Source organism: Pseudomonas sp. Marseille-Q0931 (assembly GCF_940789645.1).
Classification (GTDB): domain Bacteria; phylum Pseudomonadota; class Gammaproteobacteria; order Pseudomonadales; family Pseudomonadaceae; genus Aquipseudomonas.
On sequence record NZ_CALNWT010000004.1, the window covers coordinates 1 to 22,962 of the forward strand.

17 protein-coding genes are annotated in these 22,962 nt (G+C 57.6%); 8 read left to right on the forward strand and 9 right to left on the reverse strand.

All coding sequences use genetic code 11. From position 1 onward, the window contains the following. Nucleotides 1-212 precede the first annotated feature (212 nt). The 3 genes from P3C50_RS11135 to P3C50_RS11145 are packed head-to-tail and all read right to left on the reverse strand — an operon-like array spanning nucleotide 213 to nucleotide 5,947. A complete protein-coding gene (locus P3C50_RS11135) occupies nucleotides 213-3,383 on the reverse strand; it encodes a CusA/CzcA family heavy metal efflux RND transporter (protein ID WP_275546059.1) in 3,171 nt (1,056 codons plus the stop codon). Between the two features lie 22 nt (nucleotides 3,384-3,405). Next, nucleotides 3,406-4,638, reverse strand: a complete 1,233-nt coding sequence (locus tag P3C50_RS11140) for an efflux RND transporter periplasmic adaptor subunit (RefSeq protein WP_275546060.1) — start codon at nucleotides 4,636-4,638, stop codon at nucleotides 3,406-3,408. A 55-nt stretch (nucleotides 4,639-4,693) separates the two neighbouring features. After that, entirely contained in the window at nucleotides 4,694-5,947 is a 1,254-nt protein-coding gene (locus P3C50_RS11145; protein WP_275546061.1) for a TolC family protein, read from the reverse strand. Between the two features lie 386 nt (nucleotides 5,948-6,333). Here P3C50_RS11145 and P3C50_RS11150 point away from each other — a divergent pair, with 386 nt between their 5' ends. From P3C50_RS11150 to P3C50_RS11170, 5 genes are all read left to right on the forward strand, one after another. After that, complete coding sequence (locus P3C50_RS11150) at nucleotides 6,334-7,008, forward strand: heavy metal response regulator transcription factor (RefSeq protein WP_275546062.1); 675 nt, start codon at nucleotides 6,334-6,336, stop codon at nucleotides 7,006-7,008. After that, complete coding sequence (locus P3C50_RS11155; protein WP_275546063.1) at nucleotides 7,005-8,417, forward strand: heavy metal sensor histidine kinase; 1,413 nt, start codon at nucleotides 7,005-7,007, stop codon at nucleotides 8,415-8,417. The genes P3C50_RS11150 and P3C50_RS11155 overlap by 4 nt, the downstream gene beginning before the upstream one ends. Before the next feature lie 155 nt (nucleotides 8,418-8,572). Next, nucleotides 8,573-9,247 (forward strand): heavy metal response regulator transcription factor, encoded by a 675-nt coding sequence (locus P3C50_RS11160; RefSeq protein WP_275546064.1) that lies wholly within the window; start codon nucleotides 8,573-8,575, stop codon nucleotides 9,245-9,247. Further along, nucleotides 9,244-10,605: a heavy metal sensor histidine kinase gene (locus P3C50_RS11165; RefSeq protein ID WP_275546065.1), complete on the forward strand. Its 1,362-nt coding sequence runs from the start codon at nucleotides 9,244-9,246 to the stop codon at nucleotides 10,603-10,605. Before P3C50_RS11160 ends, P3C50_RS11165 begins: the two co-directional genes overlap by 4 nt. A 27-nt stretch (nucleotides 10,606-10,632) precedes the next feature. Next, on the forward strand, nucleotides 10,633-11,571 hold the full coding sequence (locus tag P3C50_RS11170) for a cation diffusion facilitator family transporter (RefSeq protein ID WP_275546066.1): 939 nt from the start codon (nucleotides 10,633-10,635) through the stop codon (nucleotides 11,569-11,571). A gap of 41 nt (nucleotides 11,572-11,612) precedes the next feature. Here P3C50_RS11170 and P3C50_RS11175 read toward each other — a convergent pair whose 3' ends face one another. From P3C50_RS11175 to P3C50_RS11185, 3 genes are all read right to left on the reverse strand, one after another. After that, complete coding sequence (locus P3C50_RS11175; protein WP_275546067.1) at nucleotides 11,613-13,706, reverse strand: heavy metal translocating P-type ATPase; 2,094 nt, start codon at nucleotides 13,704-13,706, stop codon at nucleotides 11,613-11,615. Between the two features lie 583 nt (nucleotides 13,707-14,289). Then, nucleotides 14,290-14,955 (reverse strand): thioredoxin domain-containing protein, encoded by a 666-nt coding sequence (locus P3C50_RS11180; RefSeq protein WP_275546068.1) that lies wholly within the window; start codon nucleotides 14,953-14,955, stop codon nucleotides 14,290-14,292. Next, the gene (locus P3C50_RS11185; protein WP_275546069.1) at nucleotides 14,952-15,380 is read right to left on the reverse strand and encodes a disulfide bond formation protein B; all 429 of its coding nucleotides are present in this window, start codon (nucleotides 15,378-15,380) and stop codon (nucleotides 14,952-14,954) included. The genes P3C50_RS11180 and P3C50_RS11185 overlap by 4 nt, the downstream gene beginning before the upstream one ends. A 107-nt stretch (nucleotides 15,381-15,487) precedes the next feature. Between P3C50_RS11185 and P3C50_RS11190 the strand changes: the two genes are divergently transcribed. Next, nucleotides 15,488-15,889: a MerR family transcriptional regulator gene (locus tag P3C50_RS11190; protein WP_275546070.1), complete on the forward strand. Its 402-nt coding sequence runs from the start codon at nucleotides 15,488-15,490 to the stop codon at nucleotides 15,887-15,889. A 517-nt stretch (nucleotides 15,890-16,406) separates the two neighbouring features. Here P3C50_RS11190 and P3C50_RS11195 read toward each other — a convergent pair. From P3C50_RS11195 to P3C50_RS11205, 3 genes are all read right to left on the reverse strand, one after another. Further along, nucleotides 16,407-17,750 (reverse strand): OprD family porin, encoded by a 1,344-nt coding sequence (locus P3C50_RS11195; RefSeq protein WP_275546098.1) that lies wholly within the window; start codon nucleotides 17,748-17,750, stop codon nucleotides 16,407-16,409. 360 nt (nucleotides 17,751-18,110) lie between these two features. Continuing rightward, entirely contained in the window at nucleotides 18,111-19,445 is a 1,335-nt protein-coding gene (locus tag P3C50_RS11200; RefSeq protein WP_275546071.1) for an OprD family porin, read from the reverse strand. A 129-nt stretch (nucleotides 19,446-19,574) separates the two neighbouring features. Then, nucleotides 19,575-20,570 (reverse strand): LysR family transcriptional regulator, encoded by a 996-nt coding sequence (locus P3C50_RS11205; RefSeq protein WP_275546072.1) that lies wholly within the window; start codon nucleotides 20,568-20,570, stop codon nucleotides 19,575-19,577. A 366-nt stretch (nucleotides 20,571-20,936) separates the two neighbouring features. Between P3C50_RS11205 and P3C50_RS11210 the strand changes: the two genes are divergently transcribed. Both P3C50_RS11210 and P3C50_RS11215 read left to right on the forward strand, forming a co-directional pair. After that, a complete protein-coding gene (locus P3C50_RS11210; RefSeq protein WP_275546099.1) occupies nucleotides 20,937-22,208 on the forward strand; it encodes an OprO/OprP family phosphate-selective porin in 1,272 nt (423 codons plus the stop codon). Between the two features lie 161 nt (nucleotides 22,209-22,369). Beyond that, the gene (locus P3C50_RS11215; RefSeq protein ID WP_275546073.1) at nucleotides 22,370-22,699 is read left to right on the forward strand and encodes a DUF2790 domain-containing protein; all 330 of its coding nucleotides are present in this window, start codon (nucleotides 22,370-22,372) and stop codon (nucleotides 22,697-22,699) included. Nucleotides 22,700-22,962 lie beyond the last annotated feature (263 nt).

Here is a 22,962-nt window from a genome sequence, read left to right on the forward strand (position 1 = left end):
AGTGCTTCATAAGCGCTCTGACTCGCCACCGGCGCTGATCGTGGCAAATGCTTAGGAAATCACTACGCCCAGGAGCAGTGGGCTGGGGCATACAAGATGCGAAAGTGTTTTTACACACTCTGGGCCGGTAGCGGACGCTGCAAGAGACTGCGAGCACCCATGACGCCCACGAAAAGAGGAAGGCCCACCAAATGGCGGGCCTTTCTTTTCAGTTAGACAAGCTTGGTATCAGGCGATGGCTGGCTGCTCTCTGCCTCCTCCTCTCGGCGATAAGCCCACTGATAGAGCGCAGGCAACACCAGCAACGTCAGTGCGGTGGACGACAGGATGCCACCGATCACCACTGTCGCCAGTGGCCTCTGTACTTCCGCACCAGTTCCGGTGGCCAGCGCCATCGGGACGAAGCCGAGCGACGCAACCAGAGCCGTCATCAATACCGGGCGAAGGCGCTGTAACGCCCCTTCCGTGACAGCTCGGTGCAGATCCATGCCATCTTCGCGCAGATTGCGGATGAACGAGATCATCACCAGGCCATTGAGTACCGCGACTCCGGACAAGGCGATGAAACCTACGCCAGCAGATATCGACAACGGAATGTCACGTAGCCAGAGCGCCATCACCCCACCCGTCAGCGCAAAGGGTATACCGGTGAATACCAGCAAGCCGTCACGGATGTTGTTGAACATCATGAACAACAGGATAAAGACCAGCAGCAAGGCGACCGGCACGACGATCTGCAGGCGCTTGGCCGCAGACTGCAGCTGCTCGAACTGACCGCCCCAGGTCGTCCAGTAACCGGCCGGCAGATTGACGCCACTCTGCAGTTTTTCCGACGACTCGCCGACGAAAGAGCCAATGTCACGCCCACGTACGTTGGCGCTGACAACGACCAGGCGTTTGCCATTCTCGCGGCTGACCTGGTTAGGCCCCGGCGCTAGATCCAGCTTGGCCACTTCGGACAACGCAATGAAACCAATCTGCGATTCGGTTTCTGCTGCAGGTACCGGTATGAGCAGGCGCGAAAGCCCATCGATATCGGTACGCAGATGCTCGGGCAGGCGAATCACCATATCGAAGCGACGGTCGCCTTCGAACAGCGTGCCGGCGCGACGCCCGCCTATGGCCATCGCCAGCGTGTCCTGAATGTCACCAACATTGAGGCCATAACGAGCGGCCTTGTCACGGTCAATGAGGATGGTCAGCACTGGCAAGCCGGATGTCTGTTCGACCTTCACCTCGGAAGCGCCCTCCACTCCCTCCAGTACCTCGGCGATCTCGCCGGCGGTACGGTTCAGCACATCCATGTCATCGCCGAATACCTTGACGGCAACGTCACTGCGCACGCCGGAGATCAGTTCGTTGAAGCGTAACTGAATCGGTTGGGACAGCTCATAGTTGCTACCAGGAACCAGTGCTGCCGCTTCCTGCAGCTCCTCGATCAATTGCTCGCGAGACTTGCTCGGATCAGGCCATTGCTCCTTGGGCTTGAGCATCACATAGCTGTCGGAGATGTTCGGCGGCATGGGGTCAGACGCCACCTCTGCCGTACCAGTACGGGCGAAGACTCGCTCTACTTCCGGCATTTTCTCGAGCACAGTCTTCTCCAGACGCATTTGCATGTCGACCGATTGCGTCAGGCTGGTGCCAGGAACTCGCAGCGCCTGCAGGGCAAAGTCGCCCTCGCTAAGGCTGGGCACAAATTCGCTACCCATGCGCGAAGCCACCACGCCGGATAGCAATACGATCAGGAACGCGCCACCAAACGCCAGGCGACGATGGCGCATGACCTGCGCCAGGACAGGCTCGTAGCCGCGGCGGGCATAGCGCATGAGGAAGTTCTCCTCCTCCTTCACCTTGCCGGTGACGAACAGCGCAATCGCGGCAGGCACGAAGGTCACCGAGAGGATCATGGCGCCGAGCAGAGCGGTGACCACAGTGAATGCCATCGGGTGGAACATCTTGCCCTCTACGCCAGTGAGGGCAAAGATCGGCAGGTAAACCACCATGATGATCAATTGGCCGTAGATAAGCGCGCGGCGTGCTTCTTTGGACGCGGCGAATACCTCGTGCAAACGTTCGCTGCGGGTCAGCTCACGACCAAGCCGCTGCTGGGCGTGAGCCAGACGGCGAATGGCGTTCTCGACGATGACGACCGCGCCATCGACGATGATGCCGAAGTCCAGCGCCCCCAGACTCATGAGGTTGGCACTGACCTTGTTGCTGAACATGCCGGTGAAAGTGAACAGCATCGACAGCGGGATGACCATGGCTGTGATCAGCGCCGCGCGAATATTGCCCAGGAACAGGAAGAGAATGACGATGACCAGAATGGCCCCTTCGATCAGGTTCTTCTTCACTGTGGCGATGGCCTTGTCGACCAGGTTGGTGCGGTCATAGACCGTTACTGCCGAAACACCTTCCGGAAGCGAGCGATTGATTTCCTCAAGCCTTGTAGCCACTGCTTGCGAGACGCTGCGGCTGTTTTCACCGACCAGCATGAAAACCGTTCCCAGCACCACCTCTCGGCCGTTCTCAGTGGCGGCGCCGGAGCGCAGTTCGCGACCCAGCTTCACTTCGGCGACATGGCTCACGCGAATCGGCACGCCGTTGACGCTGGAGATGACGATATTGGCGATATCCTCCATCGTACTCAGCTGGCCTGGCGCACGAATCAACAACTGCTCGCCGTTACGCTCGATATAGCCCGCGCCCACGTTGGCGTTGTTACGCTCAAGGGCCAACAGCAGATCAGGGAGTGTCAGTTTGTAAGCCGCCAGACGAGCAGGATCCGGAGCGACCTGGAATTCCTTGGCAAAGCCACCAATCGTGTTGATCTCCGCAACGCCTGGCACGGTGCGCAGCTGTGGTTTGATGATCCAATCCTGAATCACGCGAAGATCGGTCGGCGTGTAAGCCGTACCGTCCTCCTTCAAAGCCCCCTCCTCGGCCTCGACCGTCCATAGGAAGATCTCGCCAAGGCCTGTGGAGATCGGCCCCATGGCCGACTCCACGCCTTCGGGCAACTGTTCCTTGGCGCTCTGCAGACGCTCGTTGACCAGTTGCCTGGCGAAGTACAGGTCGGTGCCGTCCTCGAAGATGACCGTCACCTGCGAGAGCCCGGAACGCGAGAGCGAGCGGGTCTGCTTCAGGTGCGGCAATCCTGCCATGGCCGTTTCGATGGGAAAGGTGATGCGTTGCTCGGTCTCCAGAGGAGAGAAACCGTCCGCAGCCGTGTTGATCTGTACCTGGACGTTGGTGATGTCAGGCACGGCGTCGATTGACAGCTTCTGGTAACTGGCAACACCGACACCGGCCATGGCAAGAACCATCAACAGCACGAGGATGCGCTGTTCGATGGCAAACTGAATGATGCGCTCAAACATGGGAAATACTCACGGAAGACTATCAGTGCGCGTGCTCTGCGCTGCCTTTGCCCAGTTCGGACTTGAGAATGAAGCTGCCGCTGGCCGCAACACGCTCGCCAACCGACAGCCCATCGAGGATCTCGACGAAGCCTTCGCTGCGGGTACCCAGCGTGACCGGACGAACCTCGAAGCCCTCGTCGGTTCGTACGAACACGCTGGTGACTTCTTCGACCTCCTGAATGGCGTCTGCTGGCACGGTTGCCTTGGCTTCGTGGCTTTCAGTCGCCAGAGCAACCGATACGAACAAACCGGGGCGCCAGATACCATCCGGATTTTCCAGGGAGATACGTGCGCTGGCGGTACGAGTCTGCTCACCTAGCAATGGACTCACATAGGCGACAGTGGCGCTTACTTCGCGTCCAAGCTCTGGAGCACTGATGCGAGCAGACTGCCCAGCCCTTACCTGACCCAGGTCGCGTGGCGAAACACTGAAGGTCACCCATACCCTGCTCATGTCGGCTACGGTGAATGCGTTACTCGCTTCGCTGACCACCTCACCTGGTACCAAGTGTTTCTCAACGACCATGCCTGCGAACGGAGCGCGCAAGCTGTAGCGGCTACCATCAGTGCCATCCCCCTGCTGGGTTATGGTCTTGCTCTTCTGGCGTGCATTGGCGAAAGCAATCTCTGCCTCCTGAAGGGCTTGGCGAGCCTGGAGGTAATCCTGCTCAGCGGAAATACCGTCCTGCCACAACTGGCGCTCACGTTCAGCAGTGGTGCGCGCCAGCTCGACACGGCGCCCAGCGGCAGCGAGTTCACTGCGTAAATCGGAGACTTGCTGGCTGGCAACGATCGCCAGTGCTTCATCTTTCTTGACGACCTGCCCGAGTTCGACCAACACCCGCTCTACGATGCCACTGCTGGGCGGCACTACGTGGGCAGTGCGCTCCTCATCGAAGCGCACATCACCTGGTAGGGAAATGAAGGTACTCATGGCCCGAGCCTGAACCTGCGAGAGCTCGATACCTGCTGCAGCGATCTGCTCAGCACTGAGGTGGATAGCACCGGACTCTTCTTCGCCATCACCATGCTCATCACCGCCATGCCCTTTGCCCGTCTCTGCATGACCGTGCCCGGCCTCCTCCTGATGGTCAGAACTGGCGAACATGTGGCCTATCTCAGCGGCGTATCGCCCACCGTTGTAGAACAACGCCCCACCTACAAAACCCAAGGCCATGGCCGCCGCGATGGCGACACCGAGTTTCTTTTGCATGAACAACCCCGAAATTGATCAATGGCCGGACTGTGCCGGCAGTCATGACAGAACGTCAGTACGCCCCACTTACCGCGAGATCCCCGTAGATACGCTCAAGGCGAACCCAGGCATCGAGCGCCTCGGATAACGACTGGAGGTAACGAGTTCGTACGTCGATCAGCGTGCGTTGTGCGTCCAGAACATCGATGAAGGCGAACTTGCCCATCTGGAAACCGCGCGTGGTACTTTCGAGAGCTGCATCAGCGCTATCGAGCAGCTTGCCCTCGAAACCTGCGATCGCATCACTCGCAGCGCCCCATTGCAGAAGGGCCTGCTGCACTTCGCCGCGCAGCCGCAGCTCAGTGGCATTGCGCAGATCGCGAGCCTGATCAGCACGACGATTGGCTGCCAGCAGGTTGCCCTGGTTGCGGTCGAACAAGGGAATGGGCATCGACAGGCCGACCAGATTGATCCGCTCGCGATCTTCGCTGCTGTACTGGCTGCCCAGGCTTACGGTCAGGTCAGGAACACGAAGGCTTTTCTCCACGACGATCCCCGCGTCCTGACGTTCGATCTCGACCTTGGCCAGACGCATCTGGGCAACGCCTTCCAGGCGTCGAAGAAGCTCGCTCTCCAGCGGAATGCCTGGCATCTCGGAAACCTCTCCCGTAAGCGTCAACTCCCCGTTTCCTGGTGAGGTACCCATGACGAGCTGCAACTGAGCCAATGCATTGGAGTACTGGTTGCGCGCGCGCCGCGTTTCCAGACGTACCTCTTCATCCAGCAGACGAGCGCGTGACACCTCCAACTGTGAAGCTTTCCCGGCTTTAACCAGGCTCTCGACCACGGCCACGCCGCGCTCACTCAGCAGTTGCGACTTTTCAGCAAGTTCAAGTTGCATGCGTGCCTGCAAGGCGCCATGAAAAGCCTGAATCACGCCGGCCCTCAGCTCATTGCGCACCTGCTCCTGCTCTATGGCTGTACTGCTCATGCCTCGCTCAGCCAATTCGATACGTGCGGCACGCTTGCCACCCAGCTCGATAGGCTGGCTGATCTGAACCGTCGTAGTGCGCGTCGAGCTACGAGTGTCCTCCATCTCCCAGGAAAGCTCCGGGTTGGGAATCAAGCCGGCTTGGCGCCGTTCCCCTTCGGAAATGCCGATCGCCCGGCTGCTCGCCTGAAGACTCGGGTTGTTCTGCAGCGCCAGGCTCACCGCCTCATCCAAGGTGACGGATGCGGCCGCGAATGACTGACCCGCTCCAAGAGCGAGCACAAAAGCGACAGCCATATAGCAGGCCGTAACTTTCTTTGTATGAAGTTTGAACAAAGACTCTTCCTCCGCACGCAAAGAAACTCCGAAGGTTCATTATCTGAGCCAGGAGAATTTTCAATGGGTGGAGAATTTAGAGAGCATCACCTATCGACGAGGTGACCGGAAAATTACAAATATGTAATACCCGTCATCCCTCTCGAAGCCTGTATTAACATGCCGCGAACAACATAAGTGCGCGCATCAACAAGTTACAAAGATCACCTTAAACATTCGCTCGGACAGGTAGTGCAGGCAGCGCGAACCGTGCGACCAGGCGACGATCTGGCCGCAGCGGCCAAGGCCCACTCACGTTCCGAATACGCGTTGCGTATCACGCCGCAAACAACTCAAACACTCCGGCCTGACGATATAACCATCAACTAACCAAGGTTATTAACTGCATGCGAATCCTGATTGTCGAGGACGAGCTTAAAACTGCCGACTACCTTCACCAGGGACTGAGTGAAAGTGGTTACGTCGTGGACATCGCAACCAATGGTGTCGACGGTTTACATATGGCCGCCCAATCGACTTACGACCTGGTAATACTCGATGTGGATCTGCCGGAAATCGATGGCTGGGGTGTGCTTGCCAGCATCCGGCGAAACAGCAAGACGCCGGTCATGATGCTGACTGCCCGCGGCAGACTCGCGGACAAGCTGAAGGGCTTCGACTCGGGTGCCGACGACTACCTGGTCAAGCCTTTCGAGTTTCCAGAGCTGTTGGCCCGGGTACGCTCCCTTCTGCGCCGTGGCGAGCAGACAAGTACGCCAGACGTGCTGCGAGTATCCGACCTGGAACTCGACCCGGCCCGCCACCGGGCCTACCGCAACGGACAGCGCATCGACCTGACGACCAAGGAGTTCGCACTGTTGCATTTGCTCATGCGGCGCAGTGGTGAGGTGCTATCGCGTACCCAGATCATCTCCCTGGTCTGGGACATGAACTTCGATTGCGACACCAATGTGGTGGAGGTTTCGATTCGGCGCTTGCGGGCAAAGATCGATGATCCTTTCGAGGACAAGCTGATCCATACCCTGCGCGGAGTGGGTTATGTGCTCGAGGCCCGTCAATGAGACCTGCCAGGCTCTCCAGTCGCCTGAGCCTTTCAGTCGCCATGATGGGGATGGTTCTTGCCCTGTTCCTGTCAGCACTGGCCTACCTCTCCCTGGTACAGCAGCTCGATCGTATCGCCGAGCAAACGCTGGAAGAGAAGCTCGGGCAGATTCGTCACGGCATTGCCGATATGGGCATACGTCCAGAGCTTGGCGATCAGGCTCATAATATCCGGGATCTGGTGCGGGGGCATGACAACATGTCCCTGACACTCTACGGCCCAGCGCCGCAGTTCCAGCAACTGCTGACGGTTGGCAATCTTTCGGGCAATCCTCCCCTGGATATCCGTGATGCCAGTGCAAGCATGCGACTCGAAAGGTGGCGCAGCGCTGAGGGCAAGAGCTTTCTGACTGCCTACCAGTTGATTCAACGCAGTGATGGCTCACAGATCCGTGCCCTGCTTTCCCTTGACCGTTCCGCTGACCAAGCCTTGCTGGGCGCCTATATCGAATCGACACTGATCGCCTTGCCATTGGTGCTGATACTGATCGCAACAGGCGCCTGGTGGATCGCCCAGCGTGGCTTGAGCTCCCTGAATCAGTTCCGCCGCGTCGCGTCACTCGTTTCGACCCAGGATCTCAGCCATCGCATTTCACTGAACAATCTGCCACTGGAGCTGAAAGAGCTCGCCAACGGCATCAACTACATGCTCCACCGGCTGGACAGTGGCGTGCAGCAGCTGTCGAAGTTCTCCGACGATCTCGCCCACGAATTGCGCTCCCCAATCACCAATCTGATCGGCAAGGCACAGGTGACGCTGTCGCGCGAGCGGCCGCCCGAGGAATACAAGGCGGTGCTGGAAAACTGTACCGAGGAGCTGGGGCGAGTAACGCGCATCGTCTCGGACATGCTCTTTCTGGCGCATGTCAGCCACCCGGCCGAGCTGACGCCCTTTGAGCGAGTCTCGCTGCACGAAGAAGCTGAAAAGGTGGCAGATCTGTTCAGCCTCAATGCAGAGGAAAAAGACATTCGCTTGCGCATATCAGGCCAGGCCTCGGTCTGTGGCGATCGCCTGATGATTCAGCGTGCCATTTCCAACCTGCTCTCCAACGCCATACGCCATACCCCGGCACACAGTGCCATCGAGATCGAAATAAGCGCTAACAACAATAACGTCACGCTGGCTGTATCGAACCCGGGAGCAGGAATTGCGGCGGAACATCTGCCGAAACTGTTCGAGCGTTTCTACCGGGTCGATCGCGGCCGCTCACGCGCCGACGGTGGTACCGGGCTTGGCCTGGCCATCGTGCGCTCGATCATGGGGCTGCATCAGGGCAAGGTCGAGGTAGACAGCACTATTGGGGGTATCACCATCTTTCGCCTGTGCTTTCAGGACACACAGCCAACACCACCGACGGGCAAGCAATGACCCTCGGAGGTGGCAGGTACAACGTCTGCCACCTCTGCTTCCTCCCTCTCCCCTGCGTTGACGACCGTTTGGCGTACTCCTTCTGGATAGGCATTGACCCTGTAGCTACTACAACGTTTATTGTCCGCACCATCGCTCATATCAACGGATCAAGCATGCGCATTCTGATTATCGAAGACGAGGACAAAGCGGCCGATTACCTGCGCCAGGGGCTGACCGAAAGTGGTTACGCGGTAGAAAGAGCTGATTCAGGCATCGACGGTCTACACATGGCACTGCAGACCGACTACTCGCTCATCTTGCTGGATGTGAACCTGCCAACCATCGACGGCTGGGAAGTCCTGGAGATGATCCGCCGCCGCAAGCAGACCCGTGTGATCATGCTTACCGCCCATGGCCGTCTCGAAGAGAAGGTGCGCGGGCTCGAACTGGGTGCCGACGACTACCTGGTCAAACCCTTTCAGTTTCCTGAGTTGCTGGCGCGGATTCGTACCCAGCTGAAACGCAGCGAGCCCGTGATAGTCGAGGATCGCCTGTGCGTTGCCGATCTGGAGCTGGATCCCTGCGGACACAAGGCATTCCGTGCAGGGCAGCGGATCAATCTAACTAGCAAGGAGTTCGCCCTCCTGCACTTACTCCTGAGTCGCAAGGGCGAAGTCCTCACGCGTACCGAGATCACATCGCTGATTTGGGATATGAATTTCGACAGCGACACCAACGTCGTGGAAGTCGCCATCAGGCGCCTGCGCGTGAAGATCGATGAACCCTTCGAAAACCCGTTGATTCATACCATCAGGGGCGTCGGCTACATGCTCGAGGAGCAACCGTGAAACCGTTCAGCCTGGCATTGCGCGTGGCCGTGAACGTCATTCTTACCGGTACTCTGCTCATCACCCTGCTGATCGCGCTGTGCTACTTGGTGCTCGATCACGAACTCGACCTGCGTGCCAAAAATGAAGTACTGATCAAGTTCGAGCAGATCAGTAATGGACTGAATGATGACATCGATATCCGCCAAGGCCGGGTTTGGCAGCATGTCGCGACTGATACCGTTGCAGGTCATCAAGACCTAGCCTTGAAGGCCATCGATAGCCAGACAGGCGCGATTGTGCTGCGCGCAGGAGCCCTGGAGGAAGCCCCCGTGCAACTGAGGGCACAGGAGTTTCAGGCGTGGCAAGGGCCAAGCGGAACCGAATACCTCACCGGACGCAAGACTGTGCAGGTACCGGGCGGCCCTACGCTGTTGCTGCAACTGACCCTGGATCGAAGCGCCGACCAGCATCTGCTGGCTGCCTTCCTTCACTCCGCGCTCACGGCAATCCCTGTGCTCTTGCTGCTCATCGGATTTGCCGGATGGCTTGTCGCGCATCAGGGGCTACGCCCATTGAGCCGCTTTCGCTCACTCGCCGCCAAGGTATCGGCGCGCGACCTGTCGCCCCGCATACGAACACAGAGCCTGCCGAAAGAACTCAAGGCGCTGGCCCATAGCCTGAATCTCATGCTGCATCGCCTCGACACGGACGTGCAGCGCCTTTCGCAGTTCTCCGACGATGCCGCTCACGAGCTACGGGCGCCCTTGAACAATCTGCTGGGCAAGGCGCAAGTCGTCCTGGCACGCAAGCGCGACAGTGACCAATACCGTGACGCCCTGGCGTCTTCGGTCGAAGAACTGGAGCGTCTCAACAGGATCGTCACCGATATGCTGTTTCTCGCCCAGGTAAGCCATGCGGACATGGCCCTGAATTTTGAGACCCTGTCGCTGGACGAGGAAGTCCGCCGCGTGTGCAGCTTTCTGTCCATACTGGCTGACGAACGCGATATTCAACTGCTCATCGAAGGGACTGCAACCCTCTCAGGTGACCGGCTGATGATCCAGCGAGCCCTCTCCAATCTCCTGTCCAATGCTGTGCGTCATTCAAACCCCGGAAGACCGATACAGGTTTGCGTTTCGTCCAAACAGGAGCATGAAGTGGAAATCACGGTAACCAACGAAGGGGCGGATATCCCTCAGGAAGACCTGCCTCACCTCTTCGAACGCTTCTATCGGGTCGGCAAACGACTCAATGGTGGTACAGGTCTTGGACTGGCGATCGTACGCTCGATCATGAGCCTTCACGGTGGTAGCGCCTCCGTGATCAGTGGTGCCAGCCGAACGACTTTCACGCTGACCTTTGCGACACAGCCCTGATCAGAGCCACTCGAGGAGATACGCTCGATGCAACAGCATGACACCCACCATGATCACGAGCATGCAGATGGCCATGACCACCACGGGCATGACCACCCCCCTGCTGTGACGGCCGGAAATGCGAAGAAGATTCGCCTGGTGTTCATCTTCACCACGTTCTACGCCGTGATCCAGGCGGTAGGTGGATGGCTGGCAGGTTCTTTGGCCTTGATCGCGGATTCGGGGCACATGATCTCCGACTCAGCAGCGCTGCTTCTGGCCCTGATTGCCTACCAGATAGCCGCTCGCGCCCCGGACGGCAGGCGAACCTATGGATATCATCGGGTACGCGTACTCGCCGCACTGGCCAACGGCGCAACGCTATTGCTGCTCGTCGCCTGGATCGTCTGGGAGGCCATTGCGCGTCTACGCGAGCCCGTTGAAGTACTGGCTGGCCCGATGCTGATCGTCGCCATCATCGGACTACTGATCAACATCGCCGGCGCACTGATTCTGAACTCCGGCAACAAGGGCGATAGCAATCTGCGAGGCGCACTGTTGCACGTGATGGGCGATTTGCTGGGTTCGGTCGGTGCCATTGCCGCTGCCATCGGCATCATGTTCACCGGCTGGACTGTGCTTGACCCAATCCTGTCGGTCGTCGTCGCGCTATTGGTCGTACGTTCGGCATGGCGGCTGATCTCGGATTCCATCCAGGTACTGTTGCAGGCAACACCCTCAGGAATCGATGCAGACCAGGCGCAAGCAGAGTTGAAGGCACTGCCCGGAATTGCAGATGCAGGGCATTTCCATGCATGGACATTAACGGACGATGCCAGTGTCGCCACCGTCCACGTGACCCCTGCCCCAGGTGCGGACTCTCTGACACTCCCGGCTGTAGTAGGTGGTTTTCTGCGTGAACGTTACGGCCTGTCCCACGTGACCGTGCAAGTAGACCCACCGGGTAGCCTTGAACGTCACTCATGAAAAAGGGCGCCATTGGCGCCCTTCTCTCTTTCTTGAAGCCCTTACTTCTTGAGCAGGCGCAAGCCGTTCAGCACGACCAGCAGACTCACCCCGACATCCGCAAACACGGCCATCCACATGGTTGCCCAGCCGACCAGAGTGAAGGCCAGGAAAATAGCCTTGATCCCTAGCGCGAACGCAATGTTCTGCTTGAGGATCGCAGCCGTATCACGCGACAGGCTCACGAACGCCGGCAGTTTTCGCAGGTCATCGTCCATGATGGCCACGTCCGCGGTTTCGATGGCGGTGCCGGTTCCGGCGGCGGCCATGGCGAAGCCGATTTGCGCACTTGCCAGCGCTGGAGCATCGTTGATGCCATCGCCCACCATGCCGACCACATGTCCACGCGCTTGCAGGTCGCTGACAGCCGTCAGCTTGTCCGCCGGCAACAGGTTGCCACGCACCTCGTCGATTCCCACTTGGCGGGCAATTGCCTCGCCGGTATGGGCATTGTCGCCCGTCAGCATCATGGTCTTGATGCCCAAACGATGGAGCGCTTCGATTGCCGCCTGGCTGGAGGCCTTGACGGTGTCGGCCACGGCAAACAGCGCAACCACCTCGGTCAACGTAGCCAGGGCCACGACCGTCTTGCCCTGACGCTCCAGCTCAGTCATCGACGCGTCGAGTCGCTCGCTATTGAGTTCCAACTCACCAATCAGGCGATGGTTGCCCAGGTAGTAATGCTCGCTGGCAATGACGCCACGAACCCCCTTACCTGGCAGAGCCTCAAACTCGTCGACCTGCATCAGGGCGATGGCGCTCTGCGCAGCGTGCTTGGCAATAGCCTGTGATACCGGGTGATCGGAACGTGCCGCCAGGCTCGCGGCGATGGCCTGGGCATCGACGCCAGGCAGTTGTGCAATCAGCACGTGATCGGTCTGCTCCGGCTTGCCATGGGTGACCGTGCCGGTTTTGTCGAGCGCGATGAAACTCAGCTTCGCCCCGCTCTCCAGATAAACACCACCCTTGATCAGAATGCCTTTGCGTGCCGCCGCAGCCAGACCACTGACGATCGAGACCGGCGTGGAAATGACCAGCGCACAGGGGCACGCCACCACCAGCAAGACCAGTGCGCGGTAGATCCACTCCGTCCACAGTCCGCCCATGACCAGAGGCGGTATAACCGCAATGGCCAGCGCGAAGAAGAACACGGCCGGGGTATACACCTTGGCGAACTGATCGACGAAGCGCTGAGTGGGGGCGCGCGAGTTCTGCGCTTCCTCGACCGCATGAATAATGCGTGCCAGTGTGGTATTGCCCGCTTCGGCGCTGACCTGGTACTCGAACGAGCCATTTTCGTTGATGGTGCCCGCGAAAACCGGATCACCAGCAACCTTCTCCACCGGCAGGCTTTCACCTGTGATCGGTGCCTGATTGACTGCCGAGCTGCCGCTTAGAATCTCGCCATCGAGACCGATGCGTTCGCCTGGACGCACCCGCACGCGAGCCCCCAGGGCGACATTCTTGACGTCGACCTCCAACCAGTTGCCGTCGGCCTGCAGTACGGTGGCACGCTCCGGCGTGAGATCCATCAGGCTCTTGATTGCATTGCGTGCGCGATCCAGCGAACGTGCCTCGACCATCTCGGCAAGGGTGAACAGGAACATCACCATGGCCGCCTCGGGCCACTGGCCGATCAGCACCGCACCGGTCACGGCAATGCTCATCAGCGCGTTGATGTTCAGGTTGAGGTTCTTCAGTGAAATCCAGCCCTTCTTGTAGGTGCTGGGGCCGCACAAGAGAATGGCCAACAGGGCCACCACAGCGACTACCCACTCCGGAGCAGCCCCCGTGAAGTGCAACACTTCCGAACCCACAGCGGAAATACCCGACAGCGTCAGCAGCCACTTGGTGCGCGTGCTGAAATTACCCTGCGCATGTTCATCTTGAAGCGCCTGCTGGCGGTTCTCTGCAGCACTATCCAGAGGCTCGGCGCGCATGCCCAGCGCTGCCACGGCCTCTTCGATACCATGGGTATCCGGCAGCGTGTGCCAGACGCCCAGCGTACGGTTCATCATGTTGAATTCGAGCTTCGCGATACCACTCAACTTGGCTAGTTTGGCCTCGATCATGGTCTGCTCAGACGGGCAGCACATCTGGCCGATGCGGAAGCTGCTGAAACGCCCACCGGCAGGGGCCGCGTCCGCGTGCTCGCTATCGGCGGATGTCGCCTGCTGCACATTGGGTGAAGGTGCACAGCAGGAAGCGTCGGCGCAATCATCGGACTTCGCTTTTTTACTGGCAGGCTCGGCGAGGCTGTACAGCTCGCCTGGAGCCGATGCCTCCCCCACACAGGAGGAACCGCTAGAACAGCAACCCGCCCCGCTTGTGTTGGCAGAAGAGTCTGCCGTGGCATCAACGAACAGATCAGCAGTCGCTGCAGGTTCTGTCAGGCTGTACAGGGTTGATGAGGGCTGCTTGCCGGCATTGCTGGTGGACGATGAAGAACAGCCGCCACTGCTGTCAGGCGTCACTGAGGAGCAGCCAGTGGCGCTCCCTTCCTCACTCGGGCAACAAGCAGAAGCGGGCTCTGCTACCTGAGGTTTGCCTGGATCGAATGTATCGACACCGGTATTACGCTCAGGTGATTGCCCGCCGCAGCAGTTCTTCATGGTTCACTCCTCACACGATCAATGTCAGCAGTGAACACCCTATAGCGACTATAAGGTCAAGCGGTTATCAGCGACCCTTGTTGATTTCGCTCTTGATCAGGTCGTACAGCGGCTGCGCCCCGAACTGGGTAAGCGGCCGACCGTTGACGAAAAAGGTGGGCGTTCCACGCACCCCGATCCGAGCAGCGTCGGCAGTATCCTTTTCCAAGGCCGCCGTGATGTCGGCTGACATCATCTGTTCACGGGCCTTGGCCACGTCCAGTCCGGCCTGCTCTGCTGCTGCCCACGCAGCAAGAATCTTTGGGTCGTCATGCCACTTGGGCTGAGACTCCAGCAAGGCCTCGATGACAGGCACGAACAGGTTCTGCTTGCGTGCAGCCTCGATGATTCGCGAAGCCTCTTCGGAACCCTGATGGTTGAGGACATAGCGCAGCACAAGACGAATATCGTCAGGGTGCTTCTCCATCATCTGCTTGACGATGGGATAGAACGCCCGACAGGCCTCGCACGAGGGGTCGAAGAACTCCACCACGGTAACCTGCGCATTCGCCGGGCCAAAGCTGGGGGAATGGAAACGCACCAGGCTTGTCGGTGCCGATGTAGCAGATGCTTGAGCGCTTGCAGGGGTAGCTTGGTAAAGCGGCGCCTCTTCACGGGGATACAGGAAAACCGCCACCGCAAAGCCTATAGCTGCAATGGTGAGAATCAGGATGACGAGAATGCGTCTGCTCATGCGGCTACTCTCCGGCGGACAAGCAAAAGGAAGGAAATGATCAGGGTGAAGACCACCAGCGACAACAGCGGTAACGGCAGGCTGCCGAAGACCGTCATGTCCGCGCCCGAGCAGGACGGCCCCATGCCGCAAGGCTTGATGGTCTCGGGGATCAGCTTGAAATACAGCAGGTTGTGATACAGCGCTACCAGCCAGCCAACGGCGGCAACCGGCACGGCATAACGCCAGACGCGGGCATCGGACAGATAGCAGGCAACACCGAGCATGGGAACCAGAGGGAACATGAACGCCCGCTGGAACCAGCACAGGTTACAGGGCGTTTGCCCCATCACCTCCCCGACGAACAACACACCAAGCGTCGCTACGAGTGCCAGGAGCCAGGCACAGAGCAGCAAAGACCAATAGCTATCTTGTCGTTGAACCATAATTTTTCCGTAATCGTGGCCTTATCAGAAAGGCTTTTGCTCAAGGCTGCTGCGTTGGTTGAATCGCGTACAATAAAGGTTCTAGCAACTATAAGGTCAAGCACCCCATGACTACGACCACCTACACGGTAGGAGCCCTGGCCAAGGCAACTGACACCAAGACCGTCACCATTCGCTATTACGAACAACAGGGCCTGCTGCCAAGCGTGACACGTACCCCTTCCGGCTATCGGCAATACACAGTCAGCGATCGCGACCGGTTGTTGTTTATCCGCCGAAGTCGAGCATTGGGGTTCAGCCTGGATGACGTACATGAGTTGCTAGGCTTCGCTGACCACCCGGACGCCTCATGCGCATCCGTGGATGCCAAGGTCGCCGCTCAGCTCGAGCAGGTACAGGCGCGCATTCGTGATCTGCAAAGCCTGGAGCAAGAGCTTTTGCGCCTCAGTGCCTGCTGTGCTGGCGGAGTGATCCAGGAGTGTCGAATCATCGAATCATTGAGTGGATGACTCGCATCTACCCGAACTACTTCAGATCATCTGCGATGATGCTCCATTCAGGAGGCGCTCATATTCATACGAAAAAAAGCGCCCCGAAGGGCGCTAAGAAACCACCTCTTTCCCAAAGGAGCAAGTGCTACCAAGAGGCGGACTGGAGAGAGGGAAAAGTGACTTATGCGCCACCACGCAACTTGTCGACTTTTACCCCCGATGCACGAGGCGACGACTCCAACTGCATGCCATGGACAGGCAGGTTGCCTACATGAGTTCGCTGTTGGTGTTCACGAATGTCTTTTTCTGGCTGCTGGGAACTGACATAGCCGCCACTGGTAGGCACCGCCATGCCAAGCATCCCTAGAAATACAATCAAGCTATTCACTTCAAGCCTCTAGCTGACAGGACATAAGAACATGAATGCTCTTGAATATCTGGCAATCCTAAGCCTCGGCTCATAACAAGAGCATGAGGAAAGAATTACAATCCTGACAGCTGAGGCCAGATGACCAAGTAACCAAGATCCTTAGCGTTACAGAACTTGCAGCGGGTACTCGACGATCACACGCACTTCGTCCAGGTCGCTCTCGTAAGCCGTCGCCCGTGTTGTCATTTGACGAACACGAACTGACAGATCCTTGAGTGAACCATCGAGGAACACATACTTCACTTCGAAGTTACGCTCCCAGCGTTTCTGATCCGTCAACGGATTACCCGCATCATCGGTTCGCATATAGACGCTGTTGGCGTTCGAGTAGTCAGCGTCTTGGCCTGTGGCATATCGGGCCATGAAGCTCAAGCCAGGAACACCGAAGTCAGCCATGTCGAGGTCGTAGCGGAGCATCCAGGAACGCTCTTTAGGTGAGTTAAAGTCGCTGTATTGAATGGAGTTATCGAGGAAGATGGAGTCGGACTGACGAAGGTAATCGAAGTCGTCATCACCGTTGTTGCGCTGATGGGAAAGTGCCAGGCGATGTGGACCATAGCTGACACCGATGCTACCGCTATAGATGTTGTTGCTGAAATCCCCCAGGAGTTTCTTACCTTCGTCGGTAGCATTGTAATAGTTCAGGCCACCAAACAGCGAAAAGCCATCCGATAGCTCGTGAGTCCACCACATACCGGCGTAGTACTGATCCCATGCGTCCTTCAGGCGGCTGCTGTACAGACTGAAACCCAGGTTTTCATTCAGGGCGTAGTCGCCACCGAAGTAACCAACCCATGGAGAGTCGACCTGGCCAGCGTAGAAGGTGGCGAAATCACCGCGGGAAGTACTTTCCTGTGGCTGGCTCATAGCGTGCAGGCGGCCGCCCTGAAGGGTCAGCCCATCGATGCTCTCATTGACTACCGTCACGCCTTTGAAGCTCTCCGGCAATAGACGGGCATCGCCGTAATGCACAACAGGTGTGGTCGGGTACACATCCCCTGCCCTGACCACTGTGTCATAGAACTTCGCCTTCACTGCAGCGCCAATCTTGGAGTAGGAATCCTCAGCTTTGGCGTCGCTATCGACGGGCAACAGGTTGACGCTGCCCCCAGGCCCATAACGCCCGTCACCGGTATCCAGTTTCAGGCCCAGAGAAGCGTAAACATCAAGGCCGAAGCCAACCGTGCCCTGGGTAAAACCAGACTCGAAATTCGCCATGAGGCCGTGGGCCCAGGCTTCGGTGTAACCACTGCGCTCACCGTTAGGAAGAACCACCGCCCCCCCTTTACGGAAGTCGCGATTGAAATAGAAATTCCGGTTGAGGAGCTTCAATGTGCTCCCGTCAATAAAACCGTCCGCTTTCTGTGATTCCGCCGCCTGAGCCAGATTACCTGCACCAAAGACAAGCGCAGAGATAACGGCCAGAGCCAGTGGGCTTTTTTTCATGATTTGCTCCTGAGTTATGCCGGCAGTAGTGAGTTTTTATGAGCCGATTCTTCTTATGGATATGGCGGCAGTTATCCTCGCAAGCGCCAGATAACTTGGAGATGAGCGGAAAATTACAATTTTGAAAGAGAGGAACTGTGACCGGATCTCGTTATCACCTTGCCGCACAACTCTGATAGGCGAGCGGCCAGCAGGCAGTAACAGGTGCAGCAACAGAGAGCCGGAAGTTGGTGTAGCAGAGGTAGAAAATGGTCAGGCGGAAGAAGTGACGCTGTGATCCAGAGCCACAGCGTTGATGAGAACGTGATCAGACGCGCTAAACGGACATGGTCCCACCACTCGACGATGGAACCATGTCTTCGCTTAAAGCAGCGGCAAGCTGTAGGTTACGTAAAGACGATTCTCATCGACATCTGCCGCCACGTTGCCACGCAGACTGGCGTTACGCAGCGAGAAACCGAGGCCTTTCAAGGCCCCGTCCTGCAACACGTAGTCCAGGCGCAGATCTCGCTCCCACTCCTTACGCTCACCTTGAGCGCTATCGACGTTGTCACCCGAGAGATAAAGCACCGACGCCTTGAGACCGGAGATACCCAACTTTCCGAAGTCATAGCCATAGCCGGCCAACCAGGTACGTTCGCCGGCGCTGAGGAACTTGCCACCCCGGCCTATCTGACGATCAGTAATCAGGTATGACGTGGCGCCATCACCGGCGTTCAGATAGGGAAATGCGCTCCCTCCCGAGACCTGCTGGTAACCGGCACTGAATTCATGTCCGCTGTGGCTATAGGTGAACAAGGTGCTCCAGGTGCGGTTGTCCACCTCACCTGTCTTGCTGTCCCCTGCCGACCAGTAGCCGTTACTCCTGTAGCCCTCGGCACGCCCGGCAGCGCTGGCATTCTTGCCATCTGAATCGCTATAGAAATAACGTACGTCGCTCTTGAGGTTGCCGCCCCCCAGCGCATAGTTGTGCGTCAGCCCAACGAAATGCTGCTGGTAGAAGTCCTCGAGATTGCCGTAGTAGTACTGGATCGTCAGATCCTTGCTGACCTTGTAGTCACCACCAGCGAAGTAGAACTTATTGACGAATTGACCGGTGCTGGCGTTGTTCGAACCGGCAATGGAGAAGCCGCGCGAGTCTGTGGAACTACGTCCCTTGGCGTGCTCCAACTGACCGGCAGTCAGGGTCAGACCCTCGATCTCGTTGACTATGACCTGCCCGCCCTCGAACAACTGCGGTAGAAGGCGACCATCATTGAGTGACAGCACCGGGAGCTTTGGCTGTAGGGTGCCAAAACGAAATTCGGTCTTGGACACTCGCGCCTTGGCAGTCGCACCGAGCTTGCTGTAGTCACTCACCGCAGAGCCATCGGTCTCAAGCGGGAACAGCTGTCCTGGGCTGCGATCAATATCGGTCTTGTCCGCGCGGCCACCGCCATCGAGCCTGACGCCCAACAGACCAATCGCGTCGACGCCAACCCCAACCGTCCCCTGGGTGAAGCCGGATTGGTAGTTGAGGATGAATCCCTGACCCCACTCCTTGGAGGATGGGATATCACGATCTCGTACGTCTTCGTTGAAGTACAGGTTACGCAGATCAAGTGAGGCCTTGCTGTCATCCAAGAAATCGGCATACGTCCCCTGACTGAAGCCTATGGCTACGGCCGATATGGCCAGGGACAAAAACGAACGGTTCATCTCTTATTCTCCATTGCTAGTGTTCTTGGTGTTTGCCGTGATGCACGTTCATTGAGTGCAACGCCCCTCCGAGCCGACATTCCCAGGGAGGCCTCAATCTGTTTCTGAGAGAATCCGCTTGATTCAGCGTTAGTCGTCAAACCACTCACGCCGCTCGTCAAAGGCTTGTCGAATCAACTTGACCACCAATGCCACGTCCTGGCGCCTCTCTGCCAAGGGCGAGGTGGATAGCCAGACCACTTGCTCCATCGGCTTACTGAAAAGCCCTTTCAGAAGCTGAAGGTTCGGATCGACTCGGGTGATGTAGCCGGGCATCAGTCCCACGCATGCCGCATGCTTGATGAGATCGACCGACCACTGATGGGCGTGCGTCACTGCCACCGAGTTATGCCGTTGCCTGACAAGGGCATTCCAGGGCTCGAAGGAAACAACCGACAAGTCCCGTTGCTGCTGGACCAGCATGTAATCGCGCAGATCGGCAACGACGCAGGGTAGACGCGGCTCTCTCGCATAACGCTTGGCAATGCACGCGTGATAGGGAAGACGGGCCAGTTGCTTTGGCTGCGTCATGGCGAATCCTGGGTCAGGTCTCGGCTGATCCGGATCGGCGAGCCATACCATGACCTCGCCCTGGGTAAGCCTGCCGTGATCCAGAGGAGTGACCTCCAGCCGCACGGCAGCGTTCTTGCGCAGGAAATCAATGAGATAACGCCCTACGACATCGCTCAGAATGCTTTCAGGAATGGCTAGCCGAACGACCTGAGCGCATGGCGGAGGCTGCTGCTCAGGTTGCGCCTGAAAAAAACGAGACGACAACCGTTGCTGAAGCGATTGCCCTGCTGGAGTAAGCAGGAGTGCGTTGTCCTGATGAATGAAGAGTGCTTCACCTATGCCTGACTCAAGCCAGCGAAGCTGCTTGCGTAACCTCGCCGGATGCACATTGAGAGTACGCGCAGCCTGGGTATAACTCGCACACCGTGCGGTGGCCAGAAACCCCTCGGCGATATGTCCTTCAATAGACTCAATAGAATTGCGCAGGTCAACAGTTCCTTTCCTGCGCTTGAATTCGATGTAACCGTTTGCGCTAGCCATATAGATATCGAATGCTAACTTATCCCATGCCATCGTAGCGCCGGGAATATATCAGCAGGCTTGCTGCAGAATTACCAATCTGTAATCGAAGGTCGAAGAACAACCTGCTCGAACCAAATGGCAAGGATATAAAACCAGGCCGGGCACGGCTTTTATCACATGACACTTCCATGCTGAAACATTTCTGAAATGACCTAAACAGGCACTCAGAAACACTGCAGCCCAATGAAACAAAGGGGTTCAGAAGATCCGGAAGCGGAAATAATCATACCGTCATCAAAATAGATATTCATTGTAATGCGCAATGCAAAACATCCCGGTCGCCAACACACATCAAACGGCAACCAGGAGATATGCATGTTTATCAACCCAGGCAAACTATCCACATTGGCAATTACCATGTTCATCGGCACATCCGCCATGTCGGCGTTTGCAGGAACAGTTACCACCGATGGCGCCGACCTGGTGATCAAGACCAAAGGCGGGCTGGAAGTTGCAACAACCGACAAGGAGTTCAGCTTCAAACTCGGGGGTCGTCTCCAGGCTGACTACTCGACATTCGACGGCTACTACACGCGCAATGGCGACAAGGCCGATGCTGCGTATTTCCGTCGGGCCTATATCGAGTTCGGTGGCACCGCTTACAAGGACTGGAAATACCAAATCAACTACGACATGTCGCGAAATGTCGGCAGTGACAGCACCGGTTACTTCGATGAAGCGAGCATCACTTATACCGGCTTCAGCCCACTCAACATCAAACTTGGCCGTTTCTACACCGACTTCGGTCTGGAAAAGGCGACCAGCTCCAAGTGGACCACAGCGCTGGAGCGCAACATGTCGTATGACCTTGCCGAATGGGTCAGTGACAACAACGGTATGGGTGTTCAGGCCAGCAGCGTGCTGGGTAACTCAGTGTTCCTCTCTGGCAGCCTGTTCAGCGAGAACAACAACGATACCGACGGCGACAGCGTCAAGCGCTACAACGTAAGGGGCGTTTTCGCGCCGTTGAACCAGCCAGGTAATGTGCTGCACCTCGGCCTGCAGTATGCCTATCGGGATCTGCAGGGCAGTGCCGTCGATACCCGGATTCGTTCGCGCATGGGGATGCGCGGCGTTGATACCAACGGCGGCAACAGTGCCGGCACCAACGGCAACCGCGCCGTATTCGGCGGCTTCTCGGCTACGGCAGACCAGTGGGAAGAGGATGCGGTCTGGGGCGTGGAAGGCGCGTGGGCAATGGATGCATTCTCCGTTCAGGCTGAGTACCTGAGCCGCACGCTCAAGGCCGACCAGGCTCAGAGCGACATCGATGCCGATGGCTATTACGTTCAACTGGCATATACCCTCACTGGCGAGCCGCGCCAGTACAGACTCGATGGCGCAAAATTCGACACCATCAAACCGGCGAACAAGCAGACCGGCGCCTGGGAACTGTTCTATCGCTTCGACTCCGTCACGGTCGATGATGGCAATGTCACCGCCAGCACCCCAACCAGGCAGGTTGGCGACACTGGCGGCAAGGCCCACACCATTGGCGTGAACTGGTACGCCAATGACCTGGTGAAAGTCAGCGCCAACTACGTCAAGGCACGCACCGACAAGGTTCAGAACCTTGCAGGCGATGACAGCGGCGACGGTGTGGTCATGCGCATACAGTACGCGTTCTAAGCCTCGCTCACGCAAAGGCCTCGGTGGCCTTTGCGTGTTCACTGAGGCCAGCCACACCTCACAGAATCGCCCGATGTCGCCATTGTAATTTTCACGCAATGCTCAGGTAAGCCGCGGATCAGTAGCCTCGATACTGAAAACACACCTACATAGGCCTACCCATGAAATCCTTCAAAATTCTCGTCACTGTCCTGAGCCTGCTCGCAGCGTCCAGTGCTTTCGCCAAAACCTACCCCAACAAAGAAATACAGAAAGATGAAGCCGCAAGCATGGAAGCCGCACAGGCTTATGCGCAGAGCGTCGGAAAAGAAGTGCCAGAAATTCAGGACTACACGTACAGCACGAAATACAGTGTGGCCAAATTGATCTACACCAGCCCATCCATCGAATACTGCGGCGTCATTCCGAAAATCATGGTTTTCGAAGACAAAAATAGCGACCTGCGTAGCATTCGTTACAGAGCACTTGGCGAATGCCGCAACCAACGCTGATGATGATCTGTCCAATATCGCAAGAGCAGGCAAGGAGCCTGCCATTGCCCTGCAGACGCCTCTTCAGCGGTTCGACGAATCACGATGAAAAAAGCCAGCCTAGGTTCTTTATAGCAGGTACTATGTAATTGAATTAATAAGTGAATAAAAGCCCTGCAACAGCGGGGCTTTTGACTTTCTGGTGGAGGTTACACAGTGTGTAATTACGTGTGTAATCTGACAGTGACGGCAGAGCCGCGCCGCCAAGGCCGCTGGATCGAGAG

Bases quoted from the DNA above. Each gene is read 5' to 3' on its own strand.
- P3C50_RS11135 (WP_275546059.1), bottom strand. From the start codon at position 3,383: ATGTTTGAGCGCATCATTCAGTTTGCCATCGAACAGCGCATCCTCGTG.
- P3C50_RS11140 (WP_275546060.1), bottom strand. From the start codon at position 4,638: ATGCAAAAGAAACTCGGTGTCGCCATCGCGGCGGCCATGGCCTTGGGT.
- P3C50_RS11150 (WP_275546062.1), top strand. From the start codon at position 6,334: ATGCGAATCCTGATTGTCGAGGACGAGCTTAAAACTGCCGACTACCTT.
- P3C50_RS11155 (WP_275546063.1), top strand. From the start codon at position 7,005: ATGAGACCTGCCAGGCTCTCCAGTCGCCTGAGCCTTTCAGTCGCCATG.
- P3C50_RS11160 (WP_275546064.1), top strand. From the start codon at position 8,573: ATGCGCATTCTGATTATCGAAGACGAGGACAAAGCGGCCGATTACCTG.
- P3C50_RS11170 (WP_275546066.1), top strand. From the start codon at position 10,633: ATGCAACAGCATGACACCCACCATGATCACGAGCATGCAGATGGCCAT.
- P3C50_RS11175 (WP_275546067.1), bottom strand. From the start codon at position 13,706: ATGTGCTGCCCGTCTGAGCAGACCATGATCGAGGCCAAACTAGCCAAG.
- P3C50_RS11180 (WP_275546068.1), bottom strand. From the start codon at position 14,955: ATGAGCAGACGCATTCTCGTCATCCTGATTCTCACCATTGCAGCTATA.
- P3C50_RS11185 (WP_275546069.1), bottom strand. From the start codon at position 15,380: ATGGTTCAACGACAAGATAGCTATTGGTCTTTGCTGCTCTGTGCCTGG.
- P3C50_RS11190 (WP_275546070.1), top strand. From the start codon at position 15,488: ATGACTACGACCACCTACACGGTAGGAGCCCTGGCCAAGGCAACTGAC.
- P3C50_RS11200 (WP_275546071.1), bottom strand. From the start codon at position 19,445: ATGAACCGTTCGTTTTTGTCCCTGGCCATATCGGCCGTAGCCATAGGC.
- P3C50_RS11205 (WP_275546072.1), bottom strand. From the start codon at position 20,570: ATGGCATGGGATAAGTTAGCATTCGATATCTATATGGCTAGCGCAAAC.
- P3C50_RS11210 (WP_275546099.1), top strand. From the start codon at position 20,937: ATGTTCATCGGCACATCCGCCATGTCGGCGTTTGCAGGAACAGTTACC.
- P3C50_RS11215 (WP_275546073.1), top strand. From the start codon at position 22,370: ATGAAATCCTTCAAAATTCTCGTCACTGTCCTGAGCCTGCTCGCAGCG.